Here is a 14,646-nt window from a genome sequence, read left to right on the forward strand (position 1 = left end):
AATCTCAGGAAAAGCCAATGACCAGGACTGCCTGGATCAGCTCCGTTTGCCCGTGAGCGTCATATCGAAGGCGACGATGTTGGAATAGATCGGCGTGCCGACATCCATGCCGTAGCGTGACCTGAGCACCTTGCCGGTGACATGGAATTTTATCGTGCCGGCCTTGAGGTCGCCAAGCTGGGCCGTGAATTCTTCCGGAAACGTCTTGCCGCGCGCCGTCAGGCGGCCGCTGACGAGGGCCGTGGTGTCGCTGGTCCGGGTCACGCTGGTCGAGCGGAACCGGATCTCGGGGCTGTCGGCGGCGTCGAACACCGCGTCCGAGCGCAGGAAGGCATCGATGCGGCCCTGGCCGGTACCGACGCTTTCGGGAAATATGGTGAAATTGACCTGCGAGCGGGCGACGTCGCTGTTGTCGATGCGGATCGAGCCTTTGAAGCGGCCGAAGGCGCCATCGAGGCCGCCACCACCGACCTTGCCGATGGAAAAGTGGATCGAGGAGTTGGCCGGGCTGATCGCGTAACTGCCGGCGGCATCACCAAGCGCGATTGCCGCTGAAGCCGGCATGGCAAAGCAAACGGCGACCGCCGCAAATCCGAGGATACGCGTGTACATTGAGGTGTTCCTTGTTGTAGGCAGCGCATTTCCTGCGCGCCCTCACACAATGAACGAATGACCCGGCCGCTCTATTCCGCACTGTCCGCTGACGAAGGCGTGATCATGCGCGTGAGCACGGGGTCCTTGAGCTGGAAATGATGACGCAGCGCCGCCGCGACATGCAGCACCACCAGGGCCATGCCGGCATAGGCGAGATACCAATGCGCTGACGCCCAGAAGCTTTCGGCCGCATCCGATTCGGCCAGCGGCAGGTTCGGCATGAGGAAAAGATTGAACGGCAGGCTGGGGATCTCCAGCATCGACACCGACACCAGCGCCCAGCCGGACAAGGGCAGGGCCAGTTGAAACGCGTAGAGCGCAATGTGAGCGAGCGGCGCGGCCCGCCGCTCCAAGGTTCCAACCGAGCGCGGCAGCGCCGGCGCCGCATTGCCGAAGCGCCAGGCGATGCGCAGGATCACCAATCCGAGCAGCAGATAGCCGAAGGATTTGTGCAGCTGGATCAGTTCGAAGGCAGTGCGCTGGCTGGCCAGCCGCACCATGATGAAGCCGAGCCCGAACTGGCCGATGAAGATCAGCGCAATCAGCCAGTGAAGAATGATCGCACCCCAGCCATACCGGGTCATGCTGTTGGTAATTGATGCCTGCATGGGACGTGAACGAATGCCGGGGGGACTTTCTTCCTTCGCTTCACCCTGCGCCCTACGAAATCCCCCGCTTCGCAAAAGCCGCCTTGCGGCAGTTGCTGCGCGACCCTCCCCACAAGGGGAGGGTGAAGTTATCCGCTCATCTTGAAGAAATCGACGAAGGCGCGCAGCGCCGGCCGCATCTGGCGGCGGCTGGGATAGTAGACGAAGAACCCCTCGAAAGGCGGGCACCAGTCCTCCAGCACGCGGATCAGTCGGCCGTCGGAGAGCGGCGTGGCGACATAATCCTCGAAGACAAAGGCGAGCCCGGCACCATCGACGACGGCCTGGGCGATCAGATGGTCCTCATCGAGGACAAGCGGTCCCTGCACGGCCATCTCGATCGCCTCGCCACCCTTCTCGAACTCCCACCGGTACACGATGCCACTGGAGAAGCGGAAGCGGATGCAGCGATGACCGGCAAGCTCACGCGGGTGGTGTGGCCTGGGCATGGTTTCGAAATAGGACGGCGCGCCGACCACCGCGCCACGAATGTCCGGCCCGATGCGCACGGCGATCATGTCGCGCTGCAAGCTCTCGCCAAGTCGCACACCGGCGTCGAAACCGCCTTCGACGACATCGGTGAAACGATCCTCGATGACGATCTCCAACACGATGTCGGGATAGACCGCCGCGAACGCACCGAGCCGTGGCGTCAACACCAGATGGGCGGCGGTGCGCGGTACGCTGAGCCGAAGATTGCCGGCCGGCCGGTCGCGCGCCTCGACCGCCGTCTCCAGTGCAAGGTCGATCTCGGAAAGTGCCGACCGCAACCGTTCAAGCAGCTGCGCGCCCTCCTCGGTGGGGGCGACGCTGCGGGTGCTGCGGGCCAGAAGACGAACGCCCAGCCTCGCCTCCAGGCTGGACACCGCATGGCTGACCGCCGAAGGCGCGATGCCAAGTTCGCGGGCGGCCCCGCGAAAGCTGGCGCATCGGGCGACGGTGGCCAACACCGCGAGTTGGGAGAGGTTCGTTCGATTCATTGATCTATTTCTTAGAACAAGCCGTGCAAAAGAGAGACCATTATCGAACGGAAAGCAAGGCGCTATCTCCCCAAGCATGTCGCCCAAAAGTGCGCAGCGGTTTTGGGGGCAACGACATGCTTAAGACTTAAAGCGCGTTGTCGACGCGTTAAGCATCGCAACAAGGAGACGCGTGATGCAAACCCGCAAGCTAGGAACTGAATTGAACGTCTATCCCGTCGGCCTCGGCTGCATGGGCATGAGTTTTGTCTATGGCGGCCAGCCGGAGGCCGAGGCGATCGCCACGTTGCACCGTGCCATCGAGATCGGCGTCAACTTCTTCGATACGGCGGAAGTCTACGGCCCCTACGAGAATGAGATCCTGCTTGGCAAGGCGCTGAAGGCGGTTCGTGACAAGGTGACCATCGCCACCAAATTCGGCTTCAAGATTTTGGAGGAAGGCACCGGCATCGACCGCATGGCCGGCGTCGACAGCCGCCCCGAACATGTCAAGGCGGTCGCCGAGGCGTCGCTGAAGCGGCTTGGCACCGATGTCATCGACCTCTACTACCAGCATCGCGTCGATCCCAACGTGCCGATCGAGGACACGGTCGGCGCCATGGCCGAACTGGTGCGCGAAGGCAAGGTGCGGGCGCTCGGCCTGTCGGAGGCGAGTGCGGCAACCATCCGCCGGGCGCATGCCGTGCATCCGATATCGGCCGTGCAAAGCGAATACTCGCTGTGGAGCCGTGATCCGGAAGACGAGGTGCTCGCCGTCTGCCGCGAACTCGGCATCGGCTTCGTCCCCTACAGCCCGCTCGGCCGTGGCCTGTTGACCGGCACCATCGCCAAGCCCGAGGCTTTGAGCGACGACGACTGGCGCCGTGGCCTGCCGCGCTTCCAGGCCGACGCCATGGCCGCCAACGCCGCTGTCATCGCCACGCTGGAGAAAATGGCGGCTGAAAAGGGCGGGACCCCGGCGCAGCTGGCGCTGGCCTGGGTGCTGCACCAGGGCGATTCCATCGTGCCGATCCCCGGCGCGCGCAAAATCCGCCATCTGGAGCAGAACACGGCAGCGGCCGGGATCGAGCTGAGCGCGGCCGAAGTGCAAACGATCGGCGAGGCGCTGTCGCCGGATAAGGTGACCGGCAAGCGCTACACCGAGGAGTTGCTGGCGCTTGTGAATGGGTGAGCTTGGTCACCGCCGGATAGTTGAAAGGGGGCGCTGCGGCGCCTCCTTTTTGCACCGCGTGGAGGTGCGAGACGTTGGCGCGAAACACCCCCTCTGTCCCGCCGACATCACCAAGGATAGACAGTGATCTCCGGCCAACAGGCCTTCGCACGCGCGCCCTTGGCCTCATGCGTCTGGCGGTTGTCCATCATCCGGTTCGGTGTGATGCGAAACGAGAAGATGTCGTCGAGGCCAAACGGCGCCACGAGGTCAAGCTGCCCATCCGCGTCGAAACGGACGCCGACCGCGTGGGTTTTGGAGGCGAAGTGGCGGACCGAGTCGCTGGAACTCGTGTAGCGCGGGCACGGCTGTCCGAACTTCAGGGGATACCAGAGATGGACGCGAGCCTGGTTGCGCACCTCGACCGGCAGCGGCAGTCCAGCAAAGACCGGAGCGGCAGCGGCGATCACGCCATCCTCAGCCTCATAGGACAGGTCGCTGTCATCGAAATAGAACAGGTCGACATCCCTGACGCCGTAACCCGATGGCTTGCCGGTCAGCTCGTTCCAGACGGTGTTGTAGAGCGCGCCGGAGACCAGCAGCCAGTCGGGCAAGGCAAGACGCCGCGCCCGGCCCAAAGCGTCACTCAGCAACGCATCTCTCGACACGATGTCGAGAAACGCCGCACGTTGTGCTTCGAACGGGAGCCCTGAATAGCGCAAATTGTCCATCGCCCTTTGGAGGGCGATTCGCCACTTGCCCGCAATCCCTCAAGTCCTAAGCACGCCACCCGTCTGCTTGCCGACATTCTCGATGATGCGCTTGGCCAAGGCTTCGAAATCCTCGTCGGCCAGCGTCTTCTCGACCGGCTGGATCGACACCTCGATGGCGATCGACTTCTTGGCCGCGCCGAGTGACGCACCTTCGAAAATATCGAAGACCGAGACAGCGGTGATCAGCTTCTTGTCGGCGGCGAGTGCCGCGCGCACCAGCGTGCCCGCCTCGACCGTCCTGTCGACGACGAAAGCGAAATCGCGCTTGACCGCCTGGAAGGCGGACAGTTCCAGCTTCGGCTTGGTTTTGGTCGGCTTGGCCTTCGGCTCGGGAACGGCATCAACGAACACTTCGAAGCCGCAGAGCGGACCGGAGACATCCAGCCCCTCCAGCGTCTTCGGATGGAATTCGCCGAAGGTGCCGAGCACGGTTTTCGGCCCGAGCTTGATCGTGCCGGAGCGGCCAGGGTGATACCAGGCCGGACCGCCGGCCTCGACCTGCAATCGGTCGACCGGCGCGCCGCAGGCTTCGAGCGCGGCGATCGCATCGGCCTTGGCGTCGAACACGCCGACCGCGCCTGAATTGCCGGCCCAGTTGCGGCCGGAGCCGTCGAGCTTGGCGGTGCCGCGCCGGACGCCGGCAGCAACGCGCCGCTGCTGGTCGGCGCCGTCGCCCTCATAGGTGCCCGACACTTCGAACAAAGCGACGTCGCCGATGCCCCTGTCGGCGTTGCGCTGGGCAGCGGCGATCAGCCCCGGCAGCAGCGACGGCCGCATGTCGGACATGTCGGCAGCGATCGGGTTGGCAAGCTTCAGTGCCGTCTGGCCGCCGCCGAACAGTTCGGCGTGCCTGGCCGGAATGAACGACCAGGTGACCGCCTCCATCATGCCGCGCACGGCAAGCGCGCGCTTGGCCGTGCGGGTGCGGACCTGCAGCGTGGTGAGGATCCTCGCATTGACAGCGTCATGCGCGCCAAGCGGCTGCGGCGCGATGTTGTCGACGCCGTGGATGCGCATGACCTCTTCGACCAGGTCGGCCTTGCCATCGACATCGGGGCGCCAGGACGGCACGGCGACGTCAACAACATCGCCCGAGCCCTGCGGCTTGAAGCCGAGGCGCGACAGGATATCAAGGCTTTCCGCCCTTGGCACCTCGATGCCCGTCAGCCGCTTCACTTCCGACAGCGGGAAAGAAACGATCCTGGATTGGTAGCCGGCATAGCCGGTCACTTCGATCTCGGTTGGCGTGCCGCCGCAGAAATCGAGCACCAGCCTGGTCGCCAGCTCGACGCCGGGCACCATGAATTCAGGGTCGACGCCGCGCTCGAAGCGGTAGCGCGCGTCGGTGATGATGCCGAGCGTACGGCCGGTGCGGGCAGTGGTGATCGGATCCCAAAGGGCCGATTCGATCAGCACGTCTGACGTGTTTTCGTCGCAGCCCGAATGCTCGCCGCCCATGATGCCGGCGATCGACTCGACGCCGTCCTCGTCAGCAATAACGCACATCTCCGGCGTCAGCGCGTATTCGCGGCCGTCGAGCGCCAGCACCTTTTCGCCATCGCGTGCGCGGCGCACGGTCAGGTTGCCGGCGACCTTCCTCGCGTCGAAGACATGCAGCGGCCGGCCGCGATCGAAGGTGACATAGTTGGTGATGTCGACCAGCGCACTGATCGGACGCAGCCCAATGGCGATCAACCGCTGCTGCAGCCATTTCGGCGATGGGCCGTTCTTGACGCCACGCACCAGCCGCAGCGCGAAACCAGGGCAGAGCTCTGGTGCTTCGATCGTGACCTTGACCGGCGTCTCGCCCTTGCCCGGGATCGCGTCGATCGCAGGGCTCTTCAACGTGCCAAGCCCGCTCGCCGCCAGGTCCCTGGCGATGCCGTAGACGCTGGTCGCGTCCGGCCGGTTCGGCGTCAGGTTGATCTCGATGACCGGATCGTCGAGATGCGCATAGCTGGCGAAGCTGGTGCCGACAGGCGCATCTTCAGGCAGGTCGATGATGCCGTTGTGCTCGTCGGAAAGCTCCAGCTCGCGCTCCGAACACATCATGCCATGGCTTTCGACGCCCCTGATCTTGCCGACCGTCAGCGTCACGTCGATGCCGGGCACATAGGCGCCGGGCGCGGCAAAGGCGCCGATCAGGCCCGCGCGGGCGTTCGGCGCGCCGCAGACGACCTGCACCGGTGGCTTGCCGTCGCCGGTGTCGACGGTGAGCACGCGCAGCCGGTCGGCATCGGGATGCTGCACCGCCGTCAACACCCTGGCGATGACGAACGGTTTCAGGCTCGACTTGTCGTCGACATGCTCGACTTCGAGGCCGATCGAGGTCAGCCGCTCGACGATTTCGTCGAGGGTGGCGTCGGTCTCGAGGTGATCCTTGAGCCAGGAGAGGGTGAATTTCATGGGACTGTTCCGTCTGGTCTTTTGACGCTTGTTTTCAGATGTCTCGGCAGATCGTCTGATATGTGCAGGAATGGAAGCTGCTCGCTGACATAGGCATGCAGCGTCGGCGGGAAATCGGCCGGCATATCCATGGCGCCGAGCGTGAAATAGATGACGTCCTCCAGCCGCTCGTCGACATAGGCGATCGGCGAGCCGCAGACGCCGCAGAACGAGCGCGTCACCGGCCCGTTCTCATACATCTTCAGCGCCTTGCCGGTGAACGCCACCTGACCGACCAGGAATCCGACAAAGGCCGATACCGGCGCGCCGCTCGCCCGCCGGCAATCGCCGCAATGACAATAGCTGACGTGGTGCGGTCCGGCCGAGGCCTCGAACCGCACGGCGCCGCAGCGGCAGCCGCCGGCGTGGGCGGCTGTCATGCGCTCAAGCCTCCGAACAGCGTCGGCATGTCGAGCGGCCTGAATCCGTAATGTGACAGCCAGCGCACGTCGGCATCGAAGAAGGCGCGCAGGTCCGGCATGCCGTATTTCAGCATGGCGATGCGGTCGATGCCCATGCCCCAGGCAAAGCCCTGGTATTCGTCCGGGTCGAGCCCGCCATGGCGCAGCACATTGGGATGCACCATGCCGCAGCCGAGGATCTCCATCCAGTCGGAGCCTTCGCCGAAGCGCACCTCGCCGGGCCGCGAACGGTCGCACTGGATGTCGACCTCGAGGCTCGGTTCGGTGAACGGGAAGAAGGACGGCCGGAACCGCATCTTGACCGAGGGCACTTCGAAGAAGGCCTTGCAGAACTCCTCCAGCACCCACTTCATGTTGGCGACGTTGGCCGTCTTGTCGATCACCAGCCCCTCGACCTGATGGAACATCGGCGAGTGGGTGGCGTCCGAATCCTGCCGGTAGGTCTTGCCCGGAATGACGATGCGGATCGGCGGCTTTTTCGTCTCCATGGTGCGGATCTGCACCGGCGAGGTGTGGGTGCGCAAAAGCTTGCGCTCGCCCTTCTCGTCCGGCTGGAAGAAGAAGGTGTCGTGCATCTCGCGCGCCGGATGGCCTTCGGGGAAATTCAGCGCGGTGAAATTGTAATAGTCGGTCTCGATGTCCGGGCCTTCGGCGATCGAAAAGCCGAGGTCGCCGAAGATCGCTGCGATCTCGTCGATGACCTGGCTGATCGGATGGATGCGGCCGCGCTCGGCGGGCGACTGCCGCACCGGCAGCGTCACGTCGACCTTTTCGGCGGCCAGGCGGGCGGTGATCGCCACATCCTTCAGCTCGGCCCGACGCAGCGAGAGTGCATCGGTGACGCGGTTCTTGAGGCCGTTGATAACAGGGCCCTTGAGCTGGCGCTCCTCGGCGCTCATCGCGCCAAGCGTCTTCAGCATCTCGGAAACCGAGCCCTTCTTGCCCAGCGCAGAAACGCGTACCGCCTCGATCGAGGCCTCGTCCGCGGCCGATGCGATATCAGCCATCAGGGAATTTTCGAGAGTTTCCATGTCACTCATGTTCCAGACCCGACAACAGGCATAAGAAAAACCCGCGCCAGCCGTGCCAGCGCGGGTTCCCCAAATCAGAATTTCGAATGCTTGGGAAGCGCTGGCTTAGGCGACAGCGCTTTCAAAAGCGTTCGGCGTGGTGTTCTTCAGATATTCGAGCGCAACCTTGGCCTTGGCCACGAGTGCGGCGAAAGCCTGCGGCTCATGGATGGCCATGTCCGACAGGATCTTGCGATCGATCTCGATGCCGGCCTTGTTGAGGCCGTCGATGAAGCGGCCATAGGTCAGGCCGTGCTCATGGGTCGCGGCGTTGATGCGCTGGATCCACAGGGCGCGGAACGAGCGCTTGCGGTTCTTGCGGTCGCGGTAAGCGTACTGCAGCGACTTTTCCACCGCCTGCTTGGCGATGCGGATGGTGTTCTTGCGGCGGCCGTAGAAGCCTTTGGCGGCTTTGAGGACCTTCTTGTGCTTGGCGTGCGAGGTGACGCCTCTCTTTACGCGTGCCATGTCATGATCTCCTTAAAAGCAATTCCAGGAAAAGTGCCTAGCGGTTTTCCGTTCGGAATTGCGTAAAACAAATGCGTGTCCGGACCGAATGCCTTAGAGGCCGTTCGGCAGAAAATTCTTGATGACCTTCTTGCCATCCGGTTCAGCCAGAACCATCGTGCCGCGGGCATTTCGAATGAACTTGTTGGAACGCTTGATCATGCCGTGACGCTTGCCGGCCGCAGCCGACAGGACTTTACCCGTACCTGTGATCTTGAACCGCTTTTTGGCGGCGGACTTGGTCTTCATCTTGGGCATTTTGCTACTCCGTTTCTATGAGGTCGCTGTCCGTGCCTCTGGCACGCAGCACCTCTTGTTTTGTTCGCTTCAGGCCGACCAAAGCCCGAAAAGCAAATGAAACCGCCACGGCATGCCCTGCCGGGCGGTTTTTTGGAACGCGGTCCTATACGTCAAAGCAGGCGGCTGTGCAACACCCACTGCGCCGCTCGTTCGCGGAATGCTCCGCCCTCGATCAGGGAAGCGTGAACCAGACCGGCAGCATGCCCGACTGCTGGGCGCCGTCGATCAGCTCGAAGGCCGGCAGCGCCATCAGGAACACCAGGCCGTCGAGCAGCGTGTTCAACAGGAGGCGCGGCTTGAAGCTGCCCGTATCGCCCTCCTGGTAGAGGGAAAGGTTCGGAAAGAAGCGCGGCACCCTCGCCAGATAGGCCTGATAGGGCGCACCAAGCGCTTCCTTGAGGAATTTCTCCTCGCGCAGGATGACGATATGGAAGGCACCCGCGCACAGCACAGCAAAGAGAATGATGCCGGAGAACGAACCGATCTGCGCGCCGACGCCGGCCGCGGCCACGGTCGAGAACACATAGAGCGGATTGCGGGTCATCGAATAGGGTCCGCCCGTCACAACTTCGGAAGATTTGCGCCCGCCTATGTAGAGCGTCGACCAAAGGCGGCCGACGATGCCGAGAAAAATCAGCAGCACGCCGAACATCTCGATCGTCTCATGCATCGCGGTATCGGGCGGGAAGGTCGATTGGCCAAACAGCAGCGCGGCGAACAACACGACCACGAGCACGGCAAGCACTATTCTGCGCGTGCGCTGGTAGTTACCCAGCCCGTATTTGAGTTCTTTGTCCAAGGGAGGAATCCGATCGTCGAGGAGCCTAATGCATGTCGCCCAAAAGTGGCCCCGGTTTTGGGAGGACGACATGCATGAAAACAGAGCCGGCGATCGCAGCTGTGGCCAGGAAGCAGGCGTCCCGCCGATCGCCGGGACGCCCTGTACTACAATTCAGGCGGATTTAGAGCGCGGTGACCAGGCCTGACGTCATCGTGATCTCGATGTGTTGACGTTCAGGTGATGCCGGCCTGCAAACGGCAGCTTCCTGTGCTTCCCACCATTTTCGGCTCGGCCTGACCTCAATCTCACTGCACCCTAGCGCGGCGCCAGCACCATCATCATCTGGCGGCCTTCGAGCTTCGGTTCCGCTTCGACCTTGGCAATGGTCGCCACTTCCTCGCGAACCTTGTTCAAAAGCTGCATGCCGAGTTCCATATGCGCCATCTCGCGGCCACGGAAACGCAAGGTCAGCTTGACCTTGTCGCCTTCCTCGAAGAAGCGGCGAACCGCCTTCATCTTGGTCTCGTAGTCGTGGCTGTCGATGTTGGGGCGCATCTTGATCTCCTTGATCTCGATGACCTTCTGGTTCTTGCGCGCCTCGGCCGCCTTCTTCTGGTTGGCGTATTTCAACTTGCCGAGATCGAGGATTTTTACGACGGGGGGCACCGCATTGGGCGATATCTCGACGAGATCGAGCCCAGCCTCTTCGGCGAGCAGCAATGCGTCGTTGATTGAAACATCGCCGCGGTTCTGACCTTCGGCGTCGATAAGCTGGACCCGGGGAACCCGGATGTCACGGTTGGAGCGCGGGCCATCCTTGGTCGGCGCCGCTGCTTTGAAAGGTCTGCGAATGGTCGTGGTCTCCTTGGCCGTTTCGTTCAGGGTTTGCGGATATTGATGCGTGGACGCGCCAATGTGGTAAGCGCGCGGGCGAAGTCAATAGCACAGCATTGACAGGAAATCACCCTGATCACTGCCCTGCACCGAACAAAGAACCATCGCGAGCACTTTTCGCCACGCCATTGGCTGTGCCACAAGACGCCGTGCGCCAAAAGACGGGCGTGAGGAAGAAACCATGACCGACACGCCTCCTGTCTTTCTGGATGTCGACGGATCGAGCATCGCGGTGCGCCATACGACAGGTGCCGCGCCCGGCATCGTCTGGCTCGGCGGCTACAAGTCCGACATGCTGGGCACGAAGGCGCAGACGCTGTCGGACTGGACGGCAAGAGAAGGCCGCGCCTTCGTGCGCCACGACTATTCCGGTCATGGCGAATCCGGTGGCGCCTTTGCGGACGGCACCATTTCGAAATGGCTTTCGCAGAGCCTCGCCGTGTTCCGGCATTTCACCCAGGGCAAGCAGATCCTGGTCGGCTCCTCGATGGGCGCCTGGATTGCGCTGCGCATGGTGCAGGAATTGCACAAGGCGGGCGACAGCAATGTCGCGGGTCTGGTGCTGCTGGCGCCGGCGCCCGATTTTACCGCTGAGCTGGTCGAGCCGGCGCTGACCAAGGCGCAGAAACGCGCGCTCGCCGAAAAAGGCTTCTTCGAGGAGCCGTCGGACTATTCCGCCGAGCCTTACATCTACACAAGCGCGCTGATCGAGGATGGACGCAACAACCTGGTGATGACGGGCCCGATCGACACGCATTGCCCGGTGCACATATTGCAGGGGCTGGCCGATGCGGACGTGCCGGCAAGCCACGCGCTGAAGCTGGTCAGCCGGCTGCCGTCCGACGACGTGACCCTGTCGCTGATCCCCGAGGGCGACCACCGCCTGTCGCGTCCCCAGGATCTCGACATGTTGGTGCGGGCAGTCGACGCCATGGCGCAGAGGGGAAACTGATGCGCCTTTCCATTCCGATATCCGCTTTTGTCGCGGCAATCGTCGGCTTCGGCGGCACGCTGGCCATCGTCATCGCCGCCGCCAAGGCGGTCGGCGCGACACAGATCGAGACCGCGAGCTGGGTGACGGCGATCTGCCTGGCGATGGCAATCGAATGCCTGTGGCTGTCCTGGCGCACGAAGATGCCGGTCATCACCGCCTGGTCGACACCAGGCCTGGCGCTGATCGCCGCGTCGAGCAGCTTCTCGATGGGCGAAGCGGTCGGCGCCTTCATCGTCACCGGCATCCTCTTGATCGCCACCGGCCTGTTCGGACCGCTGACACGGCTGATCGCCAGGATCCCGCCGTCAGTGGCATCGGGCATGCTGGCCGGCATCCTCGTCAGCTTCGCCATCAACGCGATTAAGGCCATCCCCGCCGATCCCTGGCTGATCCTGCCGCTGATCGCGGCCTTCTTCGTCATTCGCCTGTTCAATCCGGCGGTGTCGGTGCTGGTGGTGCTGATCGGCGGCGGCCTCGCCGCTTTCTTGACCGGCCGCGTCGGCGGCTTGCCGACACCGGAACTGTCGACGCTGACGCTGATCGCGCCGCACTTCAGCATCGCCGCGACCATCGGCCTGGCGCTGCCGCTCTACCTCGTCACCATGGCTTCCCAAAACCTGTCCGGCCTCGCCGTGCTGCGCGCCGCCGGCTATCAACCCGAGCCCGGCCCGCTGATCGGCGTCACCGGCCTGCTTTCGCTGCTGTCGGCGCCGTTTGGCGGCTCGACCACAAATCTGGCTGCGATCTCGGCGGCGATCTGCACCGGGCCGGACGTCCACCCCGACCCCGCCGAACGCTGGAAGACCGGCCCATTCTATGCGCTCGCCTATCTTGTCTTCGCCATCTTCGGTGCGTCGCTGGTGGCGATCTTCGCCGTTCTGCCACAGAGCCTGATCGTGCTGGTGGCGGGTCTCGCGTTGATGGCGCCACTTGCCAACGCCCTGTCGATCGCGCTCAAGGACGAAGATCACCGTATGGCCGCCACTGTCACCTTTGCCGTCACCGCTTCGGGTTTGACGCTGTTCGGCGTCGGTGCGGCATTCTGGGGCCTGGTCGCCGGGATGGTCGTGCTTTTCCTCGAAGAACTCAAAAAGCGGCAATCATTTCAGCCGCTTGTCCGGATTTGGCGGACATTGTCCTGAATCGCCGCTTTTCCCTTCCGATTCCACGCAGCCGGAACTGGCTGTCCCTGGATGCCGGCGACCGCACCAAGGATCAGGACGAGTTCGACCGCTTCGTGGCCCACATGCTGCGCCGGACGGGATAGTCGTCAGAGGTCACCTGCCACGCCCTGAGGGCATTCAGCCGTTGCGAAACGTATAAGCATAGCCGTTGATGGCTGGAGCGCCGCCAAGGTGGGCGTAAAGCACCTTCGACCCTTCGGGGAAATAGCCCTTCCTAACGAGGTCGATCATGCCCTGCATGGATTTTCCCTCGTAGACAGGATCGGTGATCATGCCTTCAAGGCGCGCGCAGAGACGGATCGCTTCTTTCGTCTCCTGCGAGGGCACGCCGTAGACCGGATAGGCATAATCCTCGATGAGGATCACATCGTCTTCACTGAGTTCCTTGCCGAGTTCGACCTGCGTCGCCGTGGTCCGCACGATGTCCAGCACTTGCGCCTTGGTCTGCGCTGGGGTGCAGGATGCGTCGATGCCGATTACCTTGCGCTCGCGACCGTCCTTGGCGAAGCCGACCACCATGCCTGCATGGGTCGAGCCGGTGACGGTACAGACGACGATGTAGTCGAAGGCAAGGCCGAGTTCCTTCTCCTGCGCGCGCACCTCTTCGGCGAAGCCAACATAGCCCAGGCCGCCATATTTATGCACCGAAGCGCCGGCCGGAATCGGATAAGGTTTGCCGCCTTTGGCTTTCACATCGGCGATCGCCTGTTCCCAGCTTTCCCTGATTCCGATGTCGAAGCCCTCATCGACCATCTGGACATCGGCGCCCATGATCCGGCTCAAAAGGATGTTGCCGACGCGATCATAGACGGCGTCCTCGTGGGGTACCCAGCTTTCCTGCACGAGGCGGCATTTCATGCCGATTTTCGCCGCCACGGCTGCCACCATGCGCGTATGGTTGGATTGTACGCCGCCGATCGAAACCAGCGTGTCGGCGTTTGAGGCGATCGCGTCAGGAATGATGTATTCGAGCTTGCGCAGCTTGTTGCCGCCGAAGGCGAGGCCGGAATTGCAATCTTCCCGCTTGGCGTAGAGATCGACCTTGCCGCCGAGATGAGCGCTGAGCCGATCCAGTTTCTCGATATGGGTCGGTCCAAATGTGAGCGGATAGCGTTCGAACTTCTCCAACATGAGAGATCCTCCTCTGATTGTGATTTTGATGCTGGAAACACTATCAGTTTTCTCCTGAAAGGTGCTCTCTAAGAACGATCAGAAAATGCCTGAAATCTAACTTTCTGGCTCCAATGTGCTATATTACTTCGATAAACCGCCTCAATAACGGAAGAATCTTCCAGGAAGGCATCGCTCGACCGGATCGACCTCAAAATGTTGCGCCTGCTCCAGGACAATGGGCGGCTGACCAATGCGGAGCTGGCGCAGTCGGTTGCTGTCAGCCCGGCGACGTGCCACCGCCGCACGCAACGCTTGTTCGATGAAGGCTACATCAGCCATGTCAGGGCAGTGGTGACACCGCAGAAGGTCGACAGAGGCGCGCTGGTGATGGTTGGCGTCGTGCTCGACCGCTCGACCCCGGAAAGTTTCGCGGAATTCGAGAAGGCAGTCGCGAAACTGAAGTTCATTCTTGATTGCCATCTGGTGGCAGGCGACTTCGACTATTTTCTGAAGATCAGGGTCGGCGACATGGCGGACTTCAACCGGATCCACGGGGATCAGTTGATCGCATTGCCCGGCGTTCGCCAGACGAGGACGTTCTTCGTCATGAAGGAGGTCGTCGACAACGCGCCACTGGATTTTTGAAAGGAATGGGTTCCCCACCGATGCATCAAACCATAGCACCGCCGGCGGCATTGCCACTGTTCCTCATGGCCGGTCGTGCTTTTCTTC

General features: G+C 62.7%; 16 protein-coding genes. 4 read left to right on the forward strand and 12 right to left on the reverse strand.

Annotated elements, in window-relative coordinates:
* Window positions 1-36: 36 nt before the first annotated feature.
* The 3 genes from AC1D0I_RS02785 to AC1D0I_RS02795 form a co-directional block, all read right to left on the reverse strand.
* A complete protein-coding gene (locus AC1D0I_RS02785; RefSeq protein ID WP_457150094.1) occupies window positions 37-612 on the reverse strand; it encodes a YceI family protein in 576 nt (191 codons plus the stop codon).
* A gap of 71 nt (window positions 613-683) precedes the next feature.
* The gene (locus AC1D0I_RS02790; RefSeq protein WP_477392910.1) at window positions 684-1,262 is read right to left on the reverse strand and encodes a cytochrome b; all 579 of its coding nucleotides are present in this window, start codon (window positions 1,260-1,262) and stop codon (window positions 684-686) included.
* 128 nt (window positions 1,263-1,390) lie between these two features.
* Window positions 1,391-2,281, reverse strand: a complete 891-nt coding sequence (locus tag AC1D0I_RS02795; protein ID WP_477392912.1) for a LysR family transcriptional regulator — start codon at window positions 2,279-2,281, stop codon at window positions 1,391-1,393.
* 175 nt (window positions 2,282-2,456) lie between these two features.
* On the opposite strand from AC1D0I_RS02795, the gene AC1D0I_RS02800 reads away from it, so the two are divergent.
* Window positions 2,457-3,452 (forward strand): aldo/keto reductase, encoded by a 996-nt coding sequence (locus AC1D0I_RS02800; protein WP_477392914.1) that lies wholly within the window; start codon window positions 2,457-2,459, stop codon window positions 3,450-3,452.
* A gap of 107 nt (window positions 3,453-3,559) precedes the next feature.
* Here the strand turns inward: AC1D0I_RS02800 and AC1D0I_RS02805 are convergent, their stop codons facing one another.
* The 8 genes from AC1D0I_RS02805 to infC all read right to left on the reverse strand — a co-directional run bounded on the left by AC1D0I_RS02805 (window position 3,560) and on the right by infC (window position 10,581).
* Window positions 3,560-4,162, reverse strand: coding sequence for a nucleotidyltransferase family protein (locus tag AC1D0I_RS02805; protein ID WP_477392916.1), 603 nt, complete (start codon window positions 4,160-4,162; stop codon window positions 3,560-3,562).
* Window positions 4,163-4,201: 39 nt separating this feature from the next.
* Window positions 4,202-6,610 carry a phenylalanine--tRNA ligase subunit beta gene (gene pheT / locus AC1D0I_RS02810; RefSeq protein ID WP_477392918.1) on the reverse strand — a complete coding sequence of 803 codons (2,409 nt, stop codon included), beginning with the start codon at window positions 6,608-6,610 and terminating at the stop codon, window positions 4,202-4,204.
* A complete protein-coding gene (locus AC1D0I_RS02815; protein ID WP_457150088.1) occupies window positions 6,607-7,029 on the reverse strand; it encodes a GFA family protein in 423 nt (140 codons plus the stop codon). Before AC1D0I_RS02815 ends, pheT begins: the two co-directional genes overlap by 4 nt.
* Window positions 7,026-8,111, reverse strand: a complete 1,086-nt coding sequence (pheS, locus tag AC1D0I_RS02820) for a phenylalanine--tRNA ligase subunit alpha (RefSeq protein ID WP_095083151.1) — start codon at window positions 8,109-8,111, stop codon at window positions 7,026-7,028. Before pheS ends, AC1D0I_RS02815 begins: the two co-directional genes overlap by 4 nt.
* A 96-nt stretch (window positions 8,112-8,207) precedes the next feature.
* The gene (rplT, locus tag AC1D0I_RS02825; RefSeq protein WP_006201247.1) at window positions 8,208-8,609 is read right to left on the reverse strand and encodes a 50S ribosomal protein L20; all 402 of its coding nucleotides are present in this window, start codon (window positions 8,607-8,609) and stop codon (window positions 8,208-8,210) included.
* 93 nt (window positions 8,610-8,702) lie between these two features.
* A complete protein-coding gene (gene rpmI / locus AC1D0I_RS02830; RefSeq protein ID WP_006201248.1) occupies window positions 8,703-8,906 on the reverse strand; it encodes a 50S ribosomal protein L35 in 204 nt (67 codons plus the stop codon).
* A 214-nt stretch (window positions 8,907-9,120) separates the two neighbouring features.
* Entirely contained in the window at window positions 9,121-9,747 is a 627-nt protein-coding gene (locus AC1D0I_RS02835; protein WP_477392920.1) for a methyltransferase family protein, read from the reverse strand.
* 297 nt (window positions 9,748-10,044) lie between these two features.
* Window positions 10,045-10,581, reverse strand: coding sequence for a translation initiation factor IF-3 (infC, locus tag AC1D0I_RS02840; RefSeq protein ID WP_010912915.1), 537 nt, complete (start codon window positions 10,579-10,581; stop codon window positions 10,045-10,047).
* A gap of 223 nt (window positions 10,582-10,804) precedes the next feature.
* Here infC and AC1D0I_RS02845 point away from each other — a divergent pair, with 223 nt between their 5' ends.
* Both AC1D0I_RS02845 and AC1D0I_RS02850 read left to right on the forward strand, forming a co-directional pair.
* Window positions 10,805-11,575, forward strand: a complete 771-nt coding sequence (locus AC1D0I_RS02845; protein WP_457150086.1) for an alpha/beta hydrolase — start codon at window positions 10,805-10,807, stop codon at window positions 11,573-11,575.
* Window positions 11,575-12,759 (forward strand): benzoate/H(+) symporter BenE family transporter, encoded by a 1,185-nt coding sequence (locus tag AC1D0I_RS02850; RefSeq protein ID WP_477392922.1) that lies wholly within the window; start codon window positions 11,575-11,577, stop codon window positions 12,757-12,759. Before AC1D0I_RS02845 ends, AC1D0I_RS02850 begins: the two co-directional genes overlap by 1 nt.
* Before the next feature lie 159 nt (window positions 12,760-12,918).
* Here the strand turns inward: AC1D0I_RS02850 and AC1D0I_RS02855 are convergent, their stop codons facing one another.
* Entirely contained in the window at window positions 12,919-13,932 is a 1,014-nt protein-coding gene (locus AC1D0I_RS02855) for a 1-aminocyclopropane-1-carboxylate deaminase (protein WP_477392924.1), read from the reverse strand.
* A gap of 144 nt (window positions 13,933-14,076) precedes the next feature.
* Between AC1D0I_RS02855 and AC1D0I_RS02860 the strand changes: the two genes are divergently transcribed.
* Entirely contained in the window at window positions 14,077-14,559 is a 483-nt protein-coding gene (locus AC1D0I_RS02860; RefSeq protein ID WP_477393243.1) for an Lrp/AsnC ligand binding domain-containing protein, read from the forward strand.
* The last annotated feature ends 87 nt before the right edge of the window (window positions 14,560-14,646 follow it).

Source organism: Mesorhizobium sp. P2_D1 (assembly GCF_056404455.1).